The organism is Massilia sp. YIM B02443 (genome assembly GCF_030411955.1).
Classification (GTDB): Bacteria; Pseudomonadota; Gammaproteobacteria; order Burkholderiales; family Burkholderiaceae_D; genus Telluria.
The window spans coordinates 85,603-105,788 of the sequence record NZ_JASNRA010000009.1; the positions used below are offsets into that span (position 1 = coordinate 85,603).

Sequence of the window (20,186 nt, forward strand, 5' to 3'; positions counted from 1 at the left end):
AGCGCCAAGTGTGTCGAATTTGCATCATTATTGTTTACTAAACGCAGCTAAACTGCACCCTCCCACTGAAAGTCTATTGAACCATTGTAATTTCCTTTGTATAACTTCTCTTTGTTGAAATGCGAGGCGCGATCGAGTTGCAATCAGCATTCGGTCGTTTAGTAAATCGGCGTTAGCTCATCCGTTTGCGCAGCATGCGTTTTTGGAATCCAGCTGTGCAGACCGAGCCTTATCGCGTAGCGGTGCGGAGCACCTGAATGCGTTTTCACGGAAAACGCGCTGGTCTCTGCCACTGCCATAAGAAACAGCCCTAGCGGGCGAGACCAGGAGACTCACATGACCGCATCACCGAAATCCGTTACCCAAACGCGCGTTCGCGCCACGCCTGTCGCCATGGCCGTGAGCATCGCGCTGCTGTCGTTGTCGAACGCCTATGCGCAGAGCGCCGACGCCACTACCGCAGCTCCGGCCACCGCACCAGCTGCAAACACGGCCGCAACCTCGTCCGCCCAGCAAGGCGCACCGGCCACCGCGCCGTCGCCGGCCGACCAGGCTGCCTCGGCCAACAGCGCCAACACCGTGCTGGTCACCGGCTACCGCTACTCGATCGAGAAGAGCCTGGACCAGAAGCGCGACGCCAACTCGATCGTCGAGGTGGTGACCGCCGAAGACGTGGGTAAATTCCCGGACAAGAACGTCGCCGACGCGCTGCAGCGCGTGCCGGGCGTGATCATCACCCGCAGCGGCGGCGAAGGCAAGAACGTCTCGGTGCGCGGCCTGTCGTCGGAACTGACACTGACCCAGCTGAACGGCAACTACGTGGCCACCGCCGAATCGAACGGCGACCCGTCGCGTTCGTTCAACTACACCCTGATGCCATCGAACATGCTGGCCAGCGCCGAGCTGTACAAGACCTCGGAAGCGCGCTTCGACGAAGGCGGCATCGGCGGCACCGTGATCCTGCGCACCCGCCGTCCGCTGGACGTGAAGTCGGGCTCCGGCTTCCTGAACGCCGAAGGCACCTGGTCCGACACCACCAAGAAGACCGATCCGCAGATCTCGGGCCAGTACGCCTGGCACGACGAGAGCAACCGCATCGGCTTCCTGGTCGGCTACACCCAGCAGAAGCGCACCATCCGCAGCATGGGCGGCAGCACCTCGAACTGGCAATGGTACAGCGACAGCCGCGCCACCAATCCGTCGGTGGACGTCAACGGCCAGCCGAACGGACTGAACTCGTACTGGTGGGGCGAATCGGGCTTCTACACCCAGGATGGCGACTACTACACCAACTTCGCGCTGCCGACCTCGGTCAACCTGGACGTGGTGACCAACGAGCGCGAGCGCAAGGGCGGCCAGCTGACCCTGCAGTTCAAGCCGCTGCGCAACCTGAACATGACGGCCAACTACTTCCGCTTCGACCTGAAGCAGAATACCCAGACCAACTCGCTCAAGATCCCGGAATGGAGCATCGCGCGCTATAACGGCGACGGCAACTACCCGGGCGGCCGCATGCTCGACGGCTTCACCTTCGACCCGAGCGGCACCATCGTCACCGGCGCCCAGTACAGCGCGCGTCCGGGCAAGGTCTATTACTGCAACGCCGAACAGGCTGCGGCCGGCGGTCTGACCAACACCGGCGGCTTCGGTCCGGACGACTGCACCATCCCGACCCCGCAGATCGCCGGCAACCTGAACCGCGAAAAGGCGCTGTCGCAGACCGCCGACTTCGAAGTCGAATGGAAGGGTGAGTCGCTCGACGCCAACTTCAAGATTGGCCGCACCTGGGCCGAAGGCGGTCCGGAAATGTCGCTCGGCATGCCGATCAAGCCGCGCCGCCAGAACGCCGACGGCAGCTGGAGCCTGGGTAATTCGTTCTCGGCATGGGACCTGTCGGGCAGCACCCCGACCATGACCTTCTCGCCGGACCTGATGACCAACCTGCGCAACGGCATCGGCGAGATCGACCTCGGCTCGACCAGCTCGTCGTGGACCCGCAACAAGACCGACCAGAACTACGCCCAGGCCGACCTCACCTGGCACGTCGACAACAGCAGCTGGCTCGACTCGGTCCAGTTCGGCGCCAAGTACCGCGACGGCGGCACCAACCGCCGCACCGGCAACAACTACTGGGCTTGCCAGGGCACCGACAAGGGCAACTACGACAACCGCTTCCAGAACGGTTGCGACGTCAACGCCAACAAGTTCCGTCCCGAGTTCCTGTACGGCGAAGAGCTGGGCAACCTGACCAATGGCGTGAAGGCCAGCGCCTTCCCGGCCATTAACTACCCGGCCTACATCGAGTACCTGAACAGCACCTACGGCGAGATGCAGACCCGTAACGAAGACAACTTCGTCTACAACGTCAGCGAGAAGATCACCTCGATGTACGTGCAGGCCAACATCAAGACCGACCGCCTGCGCGGTAACTTCGGCATGCGCGTGGTCCGTACCCGCCAGCACGCCGACTCGACCGACCAGGTCGATTACTACAACGACTACTTCTTCAACGGTCCGGACGGCACCCCGGCGCCTTGCCTGGCAGGCGGCGCACCGGCAGCCGGCGCACCGGCCGGCTCGGGCTGCACCAGCGGCTTCACCACCGTGCCGGACAGCCAGACCAACCCGGCAAGCGGCCACATCTCGACCTTCGTGGTCAGCGCGCTGGACCGTACCTACACCGACTACCTGCCAAGCATGAACCTGGCGTTCGACATCACCGAGAACCTGCTGCTGCGCGGCGCGGCCTCGAAGGTGGTGGCGCGTCCGAGCTACAACGCGATCGCGGCCCCGGGCAGCCTGCGCAACTTCAGCCAGGAATACGTCAACGACCGCCGCTACATCGGCGGCGGCGACCAGGTCGGCTGGTTCGGTTCGGGCAGCAACAAGGAGCTGGACGCCTACAAGGCGACCCAGTATGACCTGGGCCTGGAGTGGTACTTCACGCGTGGTTCGGTGCTCGGCGCAGCCCTGTTCCGCAAGAACGTGAGCAACTTCGCGGTGCCGGTGGTGCGCGACGTGACCCTCGACATCGGCGGCCAGTCGGTGCCGGTGCAGAGCTACTCCACCAGCGCCGGTGGCCGCGATGCGGTGTCCAAGGGTATCGAGCTGTACACCCAGCACACCTTCGATTCGGGCTTCGGCTTCCAGCTGAACTACACCTACAACAAGACCAACCAGGCAGCGATCACCCTGGCCAACGGCCAGCAGATCGGCACCTCGCCGCTGGTGGGCAGCGCCAAGAACCAGGCCAACCTGACGGTGTTCTACTCGAACGACCAGATGATGCTGCGCGCCTCGTACAACCGTCGCGGCGAAGTGGTCAACGGCCTGGTCAACGGTCTGAACGTGTATGACGAGCCGTACAGCCAGGTCGACCTGAACGCGTCGTACAACTTCACCAAGGAGCTGAGCCTGACCGCGTCGGTGCTCAACCTGACCGAAGAAGAGTCGCGTGCCCGCCTGGGTAACGACACCAAGGCGCGTTACTACTCGAGCGGCTACACCGGCCGTGTGGCGTACGTGGGCCTGAACTACAAGTTCTAAGCCCGTAGCGTCACTTCTCCCCGGCCGCCGCGCGTCACGCGCGACGCGTCGGGGAGGCGTTTTCCATGGCCTTGCCCGCTCGCCGGGCAAGGTCCTCTTCCATGGATATGCCATGCATTCACAAGACCACGCGACCCATGAGCGGGTCGGCGCGATCACGATCGTCGGTGGCGGCAGCGCCGGCTGGATGGCCGCGGCTGCGCTGACCACCTACCTCGGCAAGGGCGCGACCATCCGCCTGGTCGAGTCCGAGGAGATCGGCATCGTCGGCGTCGGCGAAGCCAGCGTGCCCCACCTGCGCCTGTTCAACGGCCAGTGGCTGGGCATCGACGAGGCCGAGTTCGTCAAGCGCACCCAGGCTACCGCCAAGCTCGGCATCGAGTTCAGGGACTGGGGCCGCCTCGGCGACAGTTATATCCACGGCTTCGGCGCCCTCGGCCGCTCGCTCGGGCCGCTGCCGTTCCACCAGTTCTGGCTGAAGGCGCATCTCGCCGGCAAGGCGGGCCCGATCGGCCAGTATTCGCCGCAGACCGTGATGGCGCCGCAGGGTCGCTTCGCGCCGGGTGACCGCAATGCAGGGCCGGGTTCGCTGGTTGGCGACATCGCCTACGCTTACCACTTCGACGCCACCCTGTATGCTCGCTTCCTGCGCGAGCTGGCCGAAGGGCGCGGCGTGCAGCGCATCGAAGGCAAGATTGTTGGCGTCAACCAGCGTGCTGCCGACGGCTTCATCGAATCGGTGACGCTGGAAAATGGCGCGGTCGTGGACGGCGAACTGTTCATCGACTGCTCGGGCTTCCGTGGCCTGTTGATCGAAGAGACCCTGAAGACCGGCTACGTCGACTGGTCGCACTGGCTGCCGTGCGACCGCGCACTGGCCGTGCCGAGCGAACGGCTGGATCCGATCACCCCGTACACCCGCGCCACGGCGCAGGCCGCCGGCTGGCAATGGCGCATCCCGCTGCAGCACCGCACCGGCAACGGCTACGTGTACGCGAGCCGCCACGTCAGCGACGACGAGGCGGCCGCCACGCTGCTGGACAACCTCGACGGCAAGGCCCTGGCCGAGCCGCGCCGGCTGGCCTTCACCACCGGCATGCGCAACAAATTCTGGAACAGGAACGTGGTGGCGCTGGGCCTGGCCAGCGGTTTTCTCGAGCCGCTCGAATCGACCAGCATCTACCTGGCCCAGGCTGGCGTCACGCGCCTGCTGGCGCTGTTCCCGCGCCGCGACTTCAATCCGCTCCTGATCGAACGCTACAACCGCGAATCCGCGTTCGAATACGAACGCATCCGCGATTTCCTGATCCTGCACTACCACGCCACCACGCGCGATGACACGCCGTTCTGGAATGCCTGCCGCACCATGGCGATTCCGGACAGCCTGCGTGAAGCGATCGCGCTGTTCCGTAGCGACGGCCGCTATTCTCGCCATGGCGACGATTTCTTCGCGCTGCCTAACTGGGTGCAGGTGATGCTGGGGCAGGGCATCGTGCCGCACAACTATCACCCGATGGTCGACCAGATGCCGGACGACCAGCTGCATGCCCACGTCGACGGGGTGCGCGCGACGCTGGCCCAGGCCGTTGCCAGCATGCCCACGCATCAACAATGGATCGACCGCTACTGGAAGGCGCCCGCACCATGAACTATTCACTGAACATCCGCGCGTTCGCACGCCTGCTGTGGGCATGCGTCTTGACCATGCTGGCCGGTACTGCTCTGGCCGACACTTCCACCCGCCTGGTGATCGACAAGGGCTGGACCTTCCGCATGGTGCCCGGCCACGCCCAGAGTGCGGCGCATCCGGAAGCGGCACCGTCGCGCGCGGCCAGCGTGCCCGGCACCGTGCACACCGATTTGCTGGCGCATAAAGTCATCCCCGATCCCTACGTCGGGGCGCCGGAAGCCAAGCTGCAATGGATCGGCCTGGCTGACTGGGAATACCGCACCACCTTCGACGCCCCCGCGGGCAGCCTGCGCCATGCGCGCAGCGAGCTGGTGTTCGAGGCGCTCGACACCTTCGCCGAAGTCTGGCTCAACGGCCACAAGATCCTGGACGCCGACAACGCCTTCCGCACCTGGCGCGTGCCGGTCGAAGGCAAGCTGCGCGCCCAGGACAATATTCTGCGCATCGTGTTCCGTTCGCCGATCGCGAAGATGCTGCCGCAGGTTCTGGCGATGCCGCACAAGATCGCCGGCAACTATCCATCGCCCTATGGCGACGAGCCGAAGGATGCGATGACCGGCAACTTCGTGCGCAAACCCGGCTACCACTACGGCTGGGACTGGGGCCCGCGCTACGTCACCGCCGGCATCACCAAGCCGATCACGCTGCAGAGCTGGGATGCCGTGCGCATCGACAACCTGCACCTGCGCCAGGACCGCGTCGATGCCGCCCGCGCCGACGTGACCGCCATCGCCGCCTTCGACGCCGCGCGTGCCGGCACTTATGACCTGCGCCTGTGGCAGACCACGCCCGACGGCAAGCGTTCGCTGGCGGCGCAGAAGCGCGTCGACCTGCGCGCCGGGGGCAACCGGATCGAATTGCCGGTCAAGGTCACGCACCCGCAGCGCTGGTTCCCGAACGGCTACGGCGCCCAGCCGCTGTACCGCTACGAGCTGGAAGCGGGCGACGGCAAGGCCACCCTGGCGACGCTGTCCGGGCGCACCGGCCTGCGCAGCGTGGCGCTGCGCACCGACCAGGACAAGAAAGGCAAGGGCTTCTACTTCGTCGTCAACGGCATCCCGGTGTTCGCCAAGGGCGCCAACACGATCCCGTTCGACATGTTCCAGCCGCGCATCGACAAGACGCGCCTGCGCAAGATCATGGAGTCGGCGCGCGACGCCAATATGAACATGCTGCGCAGCTGGGGCGGCGGCTACTACGAGAACGACGATTTCTTCGAGCTGGCCGACGAACTGGGCATCCTGGTGTGGCAGGACTTCATGTTCGGCGGCGGAATGCAGCCGGCCTACGACGACAATTTCCGCGCCAGCGTGGTGCTTGAGGCCCGCGACCAGGTGCGGCGCCTGCGCAACCACCCGAGCGTGGTGCTGTGGTGCGGCAATAATGAAGAAGAGATCGCCTGGAAATACTGGGGCCACGGCAAGACGCTGAAAGCGGCCGACCCGGTCTTCGCCGACAAGGTGTGGAAGGGCTACGTCCAGCTGTTCGGCGTCGACCTGCGCCAGGTGGTGAAGGAAGAGGCGGGCGGCATCGGCTACTGGTCCAGCTCGCCGGGCGAAGACCTGCAGGAAGTCGCGAATACCCAAGCCAGCGGCGACATGCACTACTGGGAAGTGTGGGGCAACCCGGCGCATCCGGTGACCAAGTACCTGGAAATCACGCCGCGCTTCATGTCCGAATTCGGCGTGCAGGCCTGGCCGGTGCAGCGCACGATCGACGCCTTCGCCACCCGCGCCGAGCAACAGATCGACGGCCCCGTGATCGAAGCGCACCAGAAATTCCTGGCCGGGAAGGGCAACGAACGCCTGATGAAGTATGTCAACGACGAGTTCGGCACGCCGACCGCGTTCAGCGATTTCGCTTACCTGTCCCAGGTGATGCAGGCCGAAGGCATCGAGCTGGCCGCGCTGCACCACCGCCGCAGCCGTCCCTACACCATGGGCACGCTGTACTGGCAGCTCAATGACGTGTGGCCGGGCGCGTCCTGGTCCAGCATCGACTGGTTCGGCCGTCCCAAGGCGCTGCAGTACCACGCGCGCCGCTTCTTCGCGCCGGTGGCCGTGGCCGCGCTGCGCGATCCGAAAGGGACGACCGCCGTCAGCCTGCTCAACGACCGTACCCGCCGTGTGCGCGGCGAATTGCGCACCCGCGTGATGACGCTGGGCGGCAAGGTGCTGCGCGACGAGCGCAAGCAGGTCAACCTGGCGCCGCTGTCGGCCGCAAAAATAGCGGATTACCGCGACGCCGAGCTGCTCGGCAAAGCTGCCGCCACCGACACGGTCGCCGTGTTCGAGCTGCAGGCCGAGGGCGAACCGGCGTCGCGCGGCGTGGTGTATTTCGCACCCGCCAAACAGATCGCGTGGAAGGACAACGGCTCGCATTCGGACCTGCGTGCCACGCTGCGCCAGGACGGCGCCGCCTTCCTCCTCGAGATCACGGCATCGCGCCTGGCGCGCGGAGTCTGGATCGACTTCGGCACCCTGGATGCCGAGCTGTCCGACAACGCCATCACCGTGCTGCCCGGCGAGCGCGTCACGCTGCGCGTGACCTCCGCCGCCACCGAAGGCGCCTTGCGCGCCGCCCTGCAAATCCGCTCGCTGGCAGATTCCGTGCCGGCAGCCACCACCCCTCAGAACAGGAGCCCTTCCGCACCATGACGCAGAACGCAACCGCTCACGACTCCCGCCACGCCGCCCTGGCGTCCGCCCCAGAACGTAACGCATCCGCGTTCGTTCGCACAGCCGCCATGCCACGTCTGCGCACCATCGCCGTGCAGGTCGCCGCCGCGACGCTGCTGCTCGGCTGCGCCAGCACCGGCACCGATGGGCTAATCGCGAAAAAAACGCCGGCCCTGTTCTCGACCTCGTTCGAAGCCGCCGACCCGGCGCCAACCACGCTGTCCGACAACGGCGTGACCGTCGCACTGGGCGATGGCCCGGAACGTCCTTACACCGCCAAGGCCAAAGCCGGCTACAGCGGCCTGCGCGCGCTGCGCTATTCCGCCGAAGGCAGCGGTGGACGCCTGCAGCTGTTCCCGGTCGATATCGCGATCAAGGCCGACACCACGTTGTCGTGGAAAGTGCTGCCCGAGATCGTCGACGGCGATACTGCGTCCTCGACCGGCGTCTCGCTCGACCTGGTGCTGGACGATGGCCGCCGCCTGTCGGGCCTGTTGATCAACGACCACCACGGCGTGCGCGTCGGCGCCGCGGCCCAGGCCGAATCGAAGACCCTGTACCCGCAGCAGTGGGCGCACAAGGAAGTCCGCCTGGGCGAGCTGGCCGGCCGCCGCATCAAGTCGATCGAACTGGAAGTGAGCCCGTCGGCGATCGGCAGCGTGGGCAAGGCCAGCGGCTGGATCGATGATATCGTCATCGCCGACCAGCCACGCGTGGTGCCGAGCCGCCTGTCCGATTACGTACTGACCACGCGCGGCACCCAGGCCAACGGCACCTTCTCGCGCGGTAACAACATCCCGGCGGCGTCGATGCCGCACGGCTTCAACTTCTGGACCCCGGTCACCGACGCCGGCACGCTCAGCTTCATGTACAGCTGGAACGAGAAGAACGGCCCGGACAACCGTCCACGCCTGCAGGCGCTGTCGCTCAGCCACCAGCCAAGCCCGTGGATGGCCGACCGCCAGACCTTCCAGATCATGCCATCGAGCAGCGCCGGCCAGCCCGACGCCGACCGCAAGGCACGCGCGCTGTCGTTCTCGCACGACCAGGAGATCGCGCGCCCGTACGCCTACAGCGTCGGCTTCGACAACGGCATCCGCGCCGAGATCGCCCCGAGCGAACGCGCCGCCGTGTTCCGCTTCCGCTTCCCCGAGGGCGGCGACGCCAACCTGTTGTTCGACAACGTCGACAACCGCGGCGGCCTGACCCTGGACCAGGAAAAGCAGACCCTGATCGGCTACACCGATACCCGCAGCGGCCTGTCGAATGGTTCGGCGCGCATGTTCGTCTATGCCACCTTCGACCAGCGCTGGAAGAATAGCGGCGGTATCGAGACCGGCCGCCCGACTGGCTACATCAAGTTCACGCCCGACAGCAACGGCGAAGTGCGCATGCGCATCGCCACCTCGATGATCTCGATCGAGCAGGCCAAGCGCAACCTGGAAATGGAAATCGGCGACGCCAGCTTCGAGACCGTGCGCGAGCGCGCCCAGGCTGCCTGGGACAGCGAACTGGCGCGCGTGAAAGTGGAGGGCGCCAGCGACGACCAGATGACCACCGTCTACTCGAACCTGTACCGCCTGTTCATGTACCCGAACGTGGCCCACGAAAACGTCGGCACCGCCGCACAACCCGACTGGGTCCATGCCGACCAGAGCGGCTGGTCGAGCAACAATGCCGGCGGCGACGCGCTGCGCACCTCGGCCAAGGTCATCCCCGGCAAGAACTACGTCAACAACGGCTTCTGGGACACCTTCCGCACCACCTGGCCGGCCTATGCGCTGTTCGCGCCGAAGCGCGCCGGCGAGATGGTCGACGGCTTCCTGCAGCAATACCGCGACGGCGGCTGGGTGGCGCGCTGGTCGTCGCCGGGCTACGCCGACCTGATGGTCGGCACCAGCTCCGACGTGGCCTTTGCCGACGCCTGGCTGAAGGGCGTGCGCAACTTCGACGGCCACCAGGCCTATGAAGCGGCGCTGAAGAACGCGACCGCGGTGCCGCCAGTATCGAACGTCGGCCGCAAGGGCCTGGCCAAGTCGATGTACCGCGGCTATGCCGACACCTCGGTGCACGAGGGCATGTCGTGGACGCTGGAAGGCGCGCTGAACGACTTCGGCCTGGCCCAGATGGGGCAAGCGCTGGCGCAGGACGAGAAGGACCCGGCGAAAGCACGCCGCTACCGTGAAGAGGCCGAATACTTCGGCGCGCGCGCGGCCGACTACGTGCACCTGTTCGACCCGGCCACCAGCTTCTTCCGCGGCCGCGACGCCAAGGGCCAGTGGCGCCAGCCGGCAACCGCCTTCGAGCCGCGCCTGTGGGGCTCGGACTACACCGAAGCGAATGCCTGGACCTTCGCCTTCACCACGCCGCACGACGCCGAAGGCCTGGCCACCCTGATGGGCGGGCGCGACAAGCTGGCCGCGCGCCTCGACCAGTTCTTCGCCACCGAAGAGACGGCCGAGCGCAAGTTCTCCGGCCGCTACCACGGCGTGATCCATGAAATGACCGAAGCGCGCGACGTGCGCATGGGCATGTACGCGCACAGCAACCAGCCGGCCCACCACATCCCGTGGCTGTACGCCTCGGCCGGCCAGCCGTGGAAGACGCAGGCCATTACGCGCGAAGTGCTGCGCCGCCTGTACCTGGGCAGCGAGATCGGCCAGGGCTATGCCGGCGACGAGGACAATGGCGAGATGTCGGCCTGGTACACCTTTGCGATGATGGGCCTGTATCCGATGCGTATGGGTTCGCCCGAATACGTGATCGGCTCGCCGGCCTTCGACCGCACCGAAGTCAAACTCGAGAACGGCAAGCTGCTGACCGTCATCGCCAACAACAACGGCCCGCGCAACGTCTACGTGCAGTCGCTCAAGGTCAACGGCCAGCCGTGGACCAAGCCGTGGATCCGCCACGACGACATCGCCGGCGGCGCTACCCTGGAATTCACGATGGGCAGCATGCCGTCGACCTGGGGCAGCCAAGTGGAAGCCCTTCCTGCATCCATGACCGAAGCCGGCAAGGCCCCGACCATGCTGCACGACCGCAGCGGCAGCGCGCGCCGCGTGACGCTGGCCGGCGTCAAGAACCCGGGCGCGCTGCTGGACGACGACGCCGCTACCCAGCTGGCGCTGCCGGCACGCGCCACCGTGAGTTTCGCGCTGGCGACGGCGTCCACGATCAGCACCTACACCATCACCGGCGGCAAGACCCCGGTGCAGGGCCTGGGCTGGACGCTGGAGGGCCGTGGCGGCAAGGCAGGCAATCGTTGGACCGAGCTGGACAAACGCAGCGGCGAACGCTTCGACTGGGCGCTGCAGCTGCGTCCGTTCGGCGTGGCCAAGCCGGGCGCCTACCGCGAGTACCGCCTGCGCTTCGACAACGGTTCGACGGTGGAGCTGGCCGAGCTGGAACTGCTCGAAGCGGCGCCGGGCAAGGCGTCGGAAGGCGCGCTGACGCAGACGAAATTCAGCGCGAAGTAAACACGCGTCATTACCGACGCGTCTAAGCAAATGTGCGCACGGCAGGGTTGTCGTGCGCATGTTTACTAAAATCCGCTAAAACGCACCCGAATCAGGCCGGTTTCGTTGACGGCACGAAAAGACGACTGATATAAAACACCCTATCAACAGGCGCGCGCCATCCGAAGCCGCTACGCCTGCAAGACGCTAGGATAAGCGTTTATTAAACCCGATAACGGAGACCGAAGCATGCACCCGATTGCGACGCATGGCGCGCTGCGCGTCCGGCCAGGTCCGGAGGCGCAGCCATGAGCGCGGTGACCCTGCGCGACATCGCCGCCGCCACCGGCCTGTCGATCGGCACCGTATCGCGCGCGCTGAAGAACCAGGCCGGCATGACCGAGGCCACGCGCAACACCGTGCGCGAGACCGCGATGCGCCTTGGATACGATTTCTCGCAGCTGAAAAAAGGCCGCATCCGCCGCATCGCCTTTTTGCTGCACAGCCAGCACAACACGCTGACCTCCAGCCCGTTCTTCTCGCCAGTGCTGCACGGCGCCGAAGAAGCCTGCCGGCGCGAAGGCATCGCCCTGTCCCTGATCGTGGTGGGCCCGGCCGAACCGGTGATGGACCAGATCCGCCTGCACCAGCCCGACGCCATCGTCTGCGCCGGCTTCTTCGAGCCGGAAGTGCTGGCGGCGCTGCAGCAGGTCGGCAAACCGATGGTGCTGGTCGACATGCACCGGCGCGGCTTCACCTCGATCAATCCGGACAATATGAGCGGCGGCTACCTGGCCACCCAGCACCTGCTGCGCACCGGCCGCAAGCGCATCGCCATGCTGTCCGGCTCATTGGCCCACTACAGCATCCAGCAGCGCAACCGCGGATTCCGCCAGGCGCTGTTCGACGCCAAGGTGCACGCCGACCCGAACCTCGAAATCATCGTGCCGACCATGGGCGAGGGCGAGGAGGGCGTGATCGAGGCGGTGCGCAGCCTGCTCAACCTGTCCAAGCGGCCGGACGCGCTGTTCTGCTACAACGACAGCACGGCGCTGGTGGCCATGAAGTACTGCCTCAACGAAGGCCTGCGCATTCCGTCCGACCTTGCCATCGTCGGCTTCGACGACATCGCCGCCGCGGCGGCGGCGATCCCGCCGCTGTCGACCGTGCGGGTCGACAAGGAAGCGCTGGGCCGCGCCGGCGTCGAATGCCTGCTGCACAAGCCCGAACAAGAACCCGCCCAGATAACCCTGCCAGTCGAGATGATCGTGCGCGAAAGCAGCTACGACGACTGAGGCCGACCGACCCAACGCTGCTACCCCTTGAGCCCACTCTGAACCGAGCCACTATGACCACTCTCCCGAATTTCCGCAGCCCGGCCGTGCTGCTCGACCATGCCCGCCACACCATGCGCTTCTACCACCCGCGCGCGATCGATCCCGCCGGCGGCATGTTCCATTACTTCAAGGACGACGGCGCGGTGTACGACGCCACCCACCGCCACCTGGTCAGCAGCACCCGCTTCGTGTTCACCTACGCGATGGCCTACCGCCACTTCAACGACCCGGCCTACCTGGAAGGCCTGAAGCACGCGGTGAAATTCGTGCGCGAGGCGCACCGCGCCCCGGATGGCGATGGCTACGCCTGGATGCTGGATGGCGGCGCGATCGAGGACGGCACCCAGCACGCCTACGGCGAAGCCTTCGTGTTGCTGGCCTACGCCCACGCCACCATGGCCGGCGTGGAAGAGGCGCGTCCGTGGATCAATGAAGCCTTCGAGCTGATGGAAAAGCGCTTCTGGAACGAGGCCGACGGCCTGTATGCCGACGAAGCAAGCCAGGACTGGCGCGAGCTGTCGACCTACCGCGGCCAGAACGCCAACATGCACGCCTGCGAAGCGCTGCTGGCCGCGCACCAGGCCACCGGCGAGCGCCGCTACCTGGAACGCGCCTACACGGTCGCCTTCAACATCACCCAGCGCCAGGCCGAGCGTTGCGGTGGTTTGATCTGGGAACACTACGACGTCGAGTGGCAGCCGGACTGGAAGTTCAACATCGACGATCCGGAAAACCTGTTCCGCCCATGGGGCTACCAGCCGGGCCACTTCACCGAGTGGGCCAAGCTCTTGGTAATGCTGGAAGCGCGCGGCAAGGGCACGCTGGACCGCGACCTCGACTGGCTGCTGCCGACCGCCGAACGCCTGTTCAAGGTGGCGGTGGAGAAGGGCTGGGACGTGGTCAATGGCGGCCTGGCTTATTCGCTGGCGCCGGACCTGTCGATCTGCGACTACCACAAGTACTTCTGGGTCCAGGCCGAGAGCGCGGCCGCTGCCGCCATGCTGGCGCAGCGCACCGGCAACGAAGAATACTGGGTCTGGTACGAACGTCTGTGGGCCTATAGCTGGACCCACTTCGTCGACCACGAATACGGCGCCTGGTACCGCATCCTCGATCGCGAGAACCGCAAGCTGAGCGACGAGAAGAGCCCGGCCGGCAAGGTCGACTACCACACCATGGGCGCCTGCTACGACATCGTGGCTGCGCTGACGAAAGCCGATCATGCCTGACGTTCAGATGACTAACGCGCCAGTGATGCTGTGCGCCGGCGAGGCGCTCACCGACATGATCCACCGCGGCAACGAGGAATGGGTCAGCCGCGTCGGCGGTTCGACCTGGAACGTGGCGCGCGCCCTGGCCGCGCTGGGCGAGCGCACCGGCTTCGCCGGCGCGATCAGCAACGACCGCTTCGGCGACGCCCTGTGGGCCGCCAGCGAAGCCGGCGGCCTCGACCTGCGCCTGCTCCAACGCTTCGATCGTTCTCCGCTGCTGGCGATCGTCGAAAGCGAGCCACCCAGCTACTTCTTCGTCGGCGACGACAGCGCCGATCTGCATTTCGATCCGACCGCGCTGCCGGCGGGCTGGATGGACGCGCTGCGCTGGGCTCATTTCGGCGGCATCAGCCTGGCGCGCCAGCCGCTGGCCGCGAAACTGGTCGACCTGGCGCGCGAGCTGAAATCGCGCGGCGTCAGGATCAGCTTCGACCCGAATTTCCGCAACCTGATGGACGAGCGCTATACGCCGACCCTCGAAGCGATGGCGACCCTGGCCGACCTGGTGAAAGTGTCGGACGACGATCTGCGCGGCCTGTTCCCGGGCGTTGACCTGGACGAAGCCTTGGCCAAGGTACGCGCCTTCAATCCGCAAGCGCTGGTGCTGTTCACGCGCGGCGGCCAGGGCGCCAGCCTGTTCTCGGGTGACCAGCGCGTCGATGCGCGCGCGCCGAAAGTCGACGTGGTCGACACGGTCGGCGCCGGCGACGCCAGCGCCGCCGGCCTGCTGCGCAGCCTGCACCACCATCCGGAGCGCACGCTCCAATCGCACCTGCACGCCGCACTGGCGGCCGGTTCCGCCGCCTGCCTGCAGTCGGGCGCCACTCCGCCGCAATCCGCGGCCATGCAACAGCTGTTCGAACAGCTCGAAGGAGAAGTATCTTGATGAGTCGTACCCGTAGCGTGAACAACGCGCCACTCAAGCCCGCCCGCCGTAGCCTGATCGCCCTCACCGTCGCCGTGATGGCCTGCGCACTGCCGGCCACTTCGCCGTACGCAGTCGCCGCCGCCGCCAACGCCAAGCTGGCCGTCGGCAGCACCCCGGTCAACACCTTCATCGGCACGCAAGATGAAGGCAACACCTTCCCCGGCGCCTCGGCCCCGTTCGGCCTGATCCAGGTGAGCCCGATCGCCGACCACTACGCGGGCTTCCGCTACACCGACAAGAAGATCCGCGGCTTCGGCCACTCCTTCGTGTCCGGCGCCGGCTGCTGGGAGCAGGGCGGCCAGCTGTCGGTGCTGCCGGTAACCGGCACCATCGGGCCGGGCGGCGACTTCGACACCGCCAAGAAGGGCACGTTCGACCACAAGAAATACGCCGCCGAATTCAGCCACGACGGCGAAGTCGGCCAGGCCGGCTACTTCAAGGTGAAACTCACCAGCTACGGCGGCATCACCGCCGAATCGACCGCGCTGACCCGCGCCGCCGCCGAGCGCTACACCTTCGAGGGCAACGCCGCCACCGGCCACGTGCTGGTCAACCTGGGCCAGGCCAACGAGCGCCACTCGGTGATCGGCAGCGAAGTGAAAATCGTCGACGGCAACAGCGTCGAAGGCCGCATCGTGACGCGCAGCTTCTGCGGCGGCGCCAAGTACACCACCTGGTTCCGCATGACCTTCGACCAGCCGGTGGTGGCGCACGGCGTGTGGGACGACCGCGCCGGCTGGCCCGGCGCCACGGGCCCCAGCCAGCAGGGCGAAGCCAAGCCGCACGGCGTGTGGCTCAGCTTCGACCTGAAGAACAAGCGCTCGGTGACCGCGATCAGCGCGATCTCGCACGTCGACCAGGAAGGCGCGCGCATCAACCTGCAGGCCGACGGCATGGACGGCGGCAAGCCGCTGACCTTCGACGCGATGAAGGCCAAGTCGCAGGCCCAGTGGCAGCGCGAGCTGGCCAGCGTGCGCATCGAAGGCGGCAGCACCGACGACCGCACCGTGTTCTACACCTCGCTGTACCACGCGCTGCTGCACCCGATGACCGGCAACGACGCCGACGGCCGCTATCGCGGCTACGACGACAAGATCCATACCGCCAAGGACTGGACCTACTACGAGTACTTCTCGCTGTGGGACACCTACCGCAGCCAGAACCAGCTGCTGGCGCTGCTGCGTCCGGAGCGCGCGCGCGACATCGCCAACTCGGTGCTGAAGATCCGCGAGCAGGGCGGCTGGCTGCCGCGCTGGGGCTACGCCAACTTCGAGACCAACATCATGACCGGCGACCCGGTCACCCCGTTCATGGTCGACCTGTGGCGCTTCGGCGCGCTGAAGGGCCGCGAACAGGAAGCCTGGACCGCGCTGCGCGAGAACGCCTTCGGCGTGCCGGCGCACGGCATCCGTCCGCAGGGCCGTTCGGGCAATCCGAGCTACCTGAAGAACGGTTTCGTCCAGCACGACCGCAGCTTCATCTCGAAGGGCATGGACACCGACCCCCACCACGGCGCCTCGTCGACGCTCGAATACGCGCTGGCCGACGGCTCGCTTGCGATCATGGCCAAGGCGCTCGGCAAGACCGAGGATGCGCAAACCCTGGCGCAGCGCGCCGGCAACTGGAAGCAGGTGTGGGATGCGAGCGTGGTCGACGAACCGACCGGCGAGCGTGGCTTCCCGCGTCCGAAGACCGAAGACGGCAAGTGGTTCACCGACGTCGGCAGCAGCTACGATCCGCGCGGCGACCATGGCTTCCATGAAGGCACCGCCTGGCAATACCAGTGGCTGGTGCAGCAGGACGTGCCGGGCCTGGTAGCGGCAATGGGTGGCCATGACCACGCCCTGAAACGCCTGGACCAGTTCTTCGACTACCCGGCGGTGCTGGCCGACCCGAACGCGGTGCGCAAGTCGTGGGTGGTGGGACCGTACAGCTACTACGCCCAGTTCCGCTACAACCCGAACAACGAGCCGGACCTCCACGCGCCATGGATGTACACCCTGATGGGCCAGCCGTGGAAGACCGCCACCGTCCTGCGCGGCGCCGAGACCCTGTTCACCAACGGTCCGGGCGGCGTGACCGGCAACGACGACCTGGGCACGATGTCGGCCTGGTACCTGTTCAGCGCCCTGGGCATCTACCCGGACATGCCGGGCAGCGGCCGCTTCCTGCTGCATGCGCCGCGCTTCGCCAGTGCCGAGATCGACCTCGGCACCGGCAAGACCCTGCGCATCGAAGCCCCTGGCGCCAAGCCGGGCCAGCGCCGCTTCGTCCAGTCGGTGAACTACGGCGGCCGCGCGGTGGAGCGCGTGTGGCTGGACTGGGAACAGATCCAGGCCGGCGGCACCCTGAAGTACAAGCTGACATCGCAGCCGGACACCAAGGGCTGGGGCACGCGCGCCAGGGATCTGCCGGCGGCGCCGGCCGGCATGGCGCGCTGATTTGAATTGATGCGGTAAGCAGTACCGAAACGCCGAGGCGATCCCTCGGCGTTTCGTCTATACACAGTCGGGCAACCGAACAAGAATCGAATACCAGGAGACAGCATGGCAAACATGGCATACAAGGCGCCCGCGGCGCAGCAGGATGGGCCCGCGGGGGCCCAGCAACTCGACGGCAACAACAGTGCGCTCGTCATCGTCACCATCCTGTTCTTCATGTGGGGCCTGATCACGTCGCTCAACGACGTCCTGATCCCCCACCTCAAGGCAATCTACACGCTGACCTATGTCCAGGCCATGCTGGTGCAGTTCTGCTTCTTCGGCGCCTACGCCATCGTGTCGCTGCCGGCCGGCGCCCTGATCCGCCGCATCGGCTACCAGAAGGGCGCCGTCACGGGCCTGCTGATCGCGGCGGTCGGCTGCGCGCTGTTCTACCCGGCCTCGTTCAGCGGCTATGGCGTGTTCCTGTTCGCCTTCTTCGTGCTGGCATCGGGCATCACGGTGCTGCAGGTGGCGGCCAACCCCTATGTCGCGGTGCTGGGACCGGCGCGCACGGCCTCGAGCCGTCTGACCTTGACGCAAGCCTTCAATTCGCTCGGCACCACCATCGGCCCGGCGGTCGGCGGCCTGTTGATCCTGTCCGCCGTCGGCGCCACGGCCGGCGCGGTGCTCGATCCGGCCACCGAAGCGGCCAGCGTACGCGGACCCTACCTGGCGCTGGCTGGCACGCTGGTGGTGCTGGCGGTGCTGTTCATGATGGCGAAATTGCCGAAGATCGACGACGGTGAAGAGATCGCGGCAGCCACCGAAGCCAAGGGCTCGGTGCTGGCGCACCGCCACCTGCTGCTGGGCGCGATCGGCATCTTCCTGTACGTCGGCGCCGAGGTCAGCATCGGCAGCTTCCTGATCAACTTCCTGGGCGAGTCGCACATCGCCGGCCTGTCGCACGCCGACGCCGCGCACTACGTCAGCATCTACTGGGGCGGCGCCATGATCGGCCGCTTCATCGGCTTCGCCGTGATGCGCGTGGTCAGCCCGGGCAAGACCCTGGCCTTCAATTCGCTGCTGGCGATCGCGCTGGTGCTGGTCGGCACCTTCGGCCAAGGCAGCCTGGCGATGTGGGCGATCCTGGCGGTCGGCCTGTGCAACTCGATCATGTTCCCGACCATCTTCAGCATGGCGCTGCACGGCCTGGGCAAGCAGACCGGCCAGGCGTCCGGCATCCTGTGCATGGCCATCGTCGGCGGCGCACTGGTGCCGTTCGGTCAGGGCGCGATGGCCGATTCGATGGGCGTGCAGCTGTCGTTCCTGCTGCCGGCCGCGTGCTACGGCTTCATCCTGTATTTCGGCGCCAAGTACGCGTCGATGTACGCCGCGAAGTAAGCACCGTTCCACCCGGTTCCGCTTGATGGGAAGTCAAGCGGAACATTCGTGCAAATGCATTTGCGCTATAATGACGGCTTGCCCCGCAAGCCGCCATCATGCTTCCCGAGAACCCTCAGCACGACGTCCGTAGCGCGTTTCAGCGCGAAATCATCTCCCCCAATATCTGGCATACCCGCATCGTGGTGGTCGGCATGGCCGCCGTCGCCGGGCTGGTCGTGGTCGGCTTCACCTGGCTGGCCGAGACCGCGTTTTTCGCTTTCCTCGGCCTGAGCCGGGTCGCGTGGTGGGCGCCGCTGCTGTGGACGCCGCTGGTCTGCGCCGCCATCGCCTGGACCACGCGCCGCTACGCGCGCGGGGCCGGCGGCTCGGGCATCCCGCAGGTGGTGGCCGCGCTCGACCCGGCGCTGTCGGGCGGACGCCGGCCGCTGCTGGTGTCCTTGCGCCTGAGCCTGGCAAAGATCGGCCTGACCTCGGCCGGTTTCCTGGGCGGGATGTCGCTCGGGCGCGAAGGCCCGTCGGTGCAGATCGCCGCCGGCGTGATGCTGGCCGCGCGCCGCTGGCTGCCCAGGCGCAGCGGCGTCAGCGCCCACGCGCTGCTGGTGGCGGGCGGCGCGGCCGGCATCGCCGCCGCCTTCAACACGCCGCTGGCCGGCGTCATGTTCGCGATCGAGGAATTGTCGCGTAATCCCGAGCAGCGCAACAGCGGCCTGCTGGTGGCGGGCATCGTGCTGGCAGGCCTGATCTCGGTCTCGGTGTATGGCAACGGCACCCATTTCGGGGTGATTCACCCGGGCCCGATCGGCCTGGCGCTGCTGGGGCCGGGCGTGCTGGTGGCGCTGGCCTGCGGCCTGGCCGGCGGCCTGTTTGCGCGCCTCTTGGTGACGTGCCTGCGCGGCCAGTCGCCCGACCTGCCGACGCGCTGGCGCGCCCGGTATCCGGTGCGCTTCGCGGCCGGCTGCGGCCTGGCGGTCGCACTGATCGGCGTGGTCAGCGGCGGCGCCACCTACGGCAGCGGCAACGAAGCCACCGCCGGCCTGCTCGGCAACGAGGCCAGCGTGCCGGCCGCTTACACCCTGTTCAAATTCGCCGCCACCTGGCTCACCGCCTGGTCGGGCATCCCGGCCGGCATCTTCGCGCCCTCGCTGTCGATCGGCGCCTCGCTCGGCCACGACGTGGCGCTGCTGACCGGCTATTCGGGCGGCGCGGCGCTGATCGCGCTGGGCATGGTCGGCTTCCTGGCGGCGGCCACGCAGGCGCCGCTGACGGCCTTCATCATCGTCATGGAAATGGTGGACGGCCACAGCATGGTGCTGAGCCTGATGGCGTGCGCAGTGGTCTCGAGCACGGTGTCGCGCGTGCTCAGTCCACCGCTGTATGGGGCGCTGGCGACGCTGCAACTGCCGCCACGGCCGGAGCGCTGACGCGTTATTGACAGGCCGGTCGCGCCGCCG

The 20,186-nt window shown here is 66.8% G+C and carries 10 protein-coding genes; all 10 read left to right on the forward strand.

Annotated features, from left to right (window positions below):
- The first annotated feature begins 336 nt into the window (after positions 1 to 336).
- The 10 genes from QPK27_RS11490 (at position 337) to QPK27_RS11535 (ending at position 20,156) form a co-directional block, all read left to right on the forward strand.
- Positions 337 to 3,546, forward strand: coding sequence for a TonB-dependent receptor (locus QPK27_RS11490; RefSeq protein ID WP_290418368.1), 3,210 nt, complete (start codon positions 337 to 339; stop codon positions 3,544 to 3,546).
- Positions 3,547 to 3,658: 112 nt separating this feature from the next.
- A complete protein-coding gene (locus QPK27_RS11495; protein ID WP_290418369.1) occupies positions 3,659 to 5,194 on the forward strand; it encodes a tryptophan halogenase family protein in 1,536 nt (511 codons plus the stop codon).
- Positions 5,191 to 7,893: a glycoside hydrolase family 2 protein gene (locus tag QPK27_RS11500; RefSeq protein ID WP_290418370.1), complete on the forward strand. Its 2,703-nt coding sequence runs from the start codon at positions 5,191 to 5,193 to the stop codon at positions 7,891 to 7,893. The genes QPK27_RS11495 and QPK27_RS11500 overlap by 4 nt, the downstream gene beginning before the upstream one ends.
- An 89-nt stretch (positions 7,894 to 7,982) precedes the next feature.
- The gene (locus QPK27_RS11505; RefSeq protein ID WP_290418371.1) at positions 7,983 to 11,393 is read left to right on the forward strand and encodes a GH92 family glycosyl hydrolase; all 3,411 of its coding nucleotides are present in this window, start codon (positions 7,983 to 7,985) and stop codon (positions 11,391 to 11,393) included.
- Between the two features lie 287 nt (positions 11,394 to 11,680).
- The gene (locus QPK27_RS11510) at positions 11,681 to 12,667 is read left to right on the forward strand and encodes a LacI family DNA-binding transcriptional regulator (RefSeq protein WP_290418372.1); all 987 of its coding nucleotides are present in this window, start codon (positions 11,681 to 11,683) and stop codon (positions 12,665 to 12,667) included.
- Between the two features lie 53 nt (positions 12,668 to 12,720).
- Entirely contained in the window at positions 12,721 to 13,938 is a 1,218-nt protein-coding gene (locus QPK27_RS11515) for an AGE family epimerase/isomerase (RefSeq protein ID WP_290418373.1), read from the forward strand.
- 7 nt (positions 13,939 to 13,945) lie between these two features.
- Positions 13,946 to 14,866: a carbohydrate kinase gene (locus QPK27_RS11520; RefSeq protein WP_290418374.1), complete on the forward strand. Its 921-nt coding sequence runs from the start codon at positions 13,946 to 13,948 to the stop codon at positions 14,864 to 14,866.
- Positions 14,866 to 17,349: a GH92 family glycosyl hydrolase gene (locus QPK27_RS11525; RefSeq protein WP_290418375.1), complete on the forward strand. Its 2,484-nt coding sequence runs from the start codon at positions 14,866 to 14,868 to the stop codon at positions 17,347 to 17,349. Before QPK27_RS11520 ends, QPK27_RS11525 begins: the two co-directional genes overlap by 1 nt.
- Before the next feature lie 105 nt (positions 17,350 to 17,454).
- The gene (locus tag QPK27_RS11530) at positions 17,455 to 18,732 is read left to right on the forward strand and encodes a sugar MFS transporter (RefSeq protein ID WP_290418376.1); all 1,278 of its coding nucleotides are present in this window, start codon (positions 17,455 to 17,457) and stop codon (positions 18,730 to 18,732) included.
- A 98-nt stretch (positions 18,733 to 18,830) separates the two neighbouring features.
- Positions 18,831 to 20,156, forward strand: a complete 1,326-nt coding sequence (locus QPK27_RS11535) for a chloride channel protein (protein ID WP_290418377.1) — start codon at positions 18,831 to 18,833, stop codon at positions 20,154 to 20,156.
- The last annotated feature ends 30 nt before the right edge of the window (positions 20,157 to 20,186 follow it).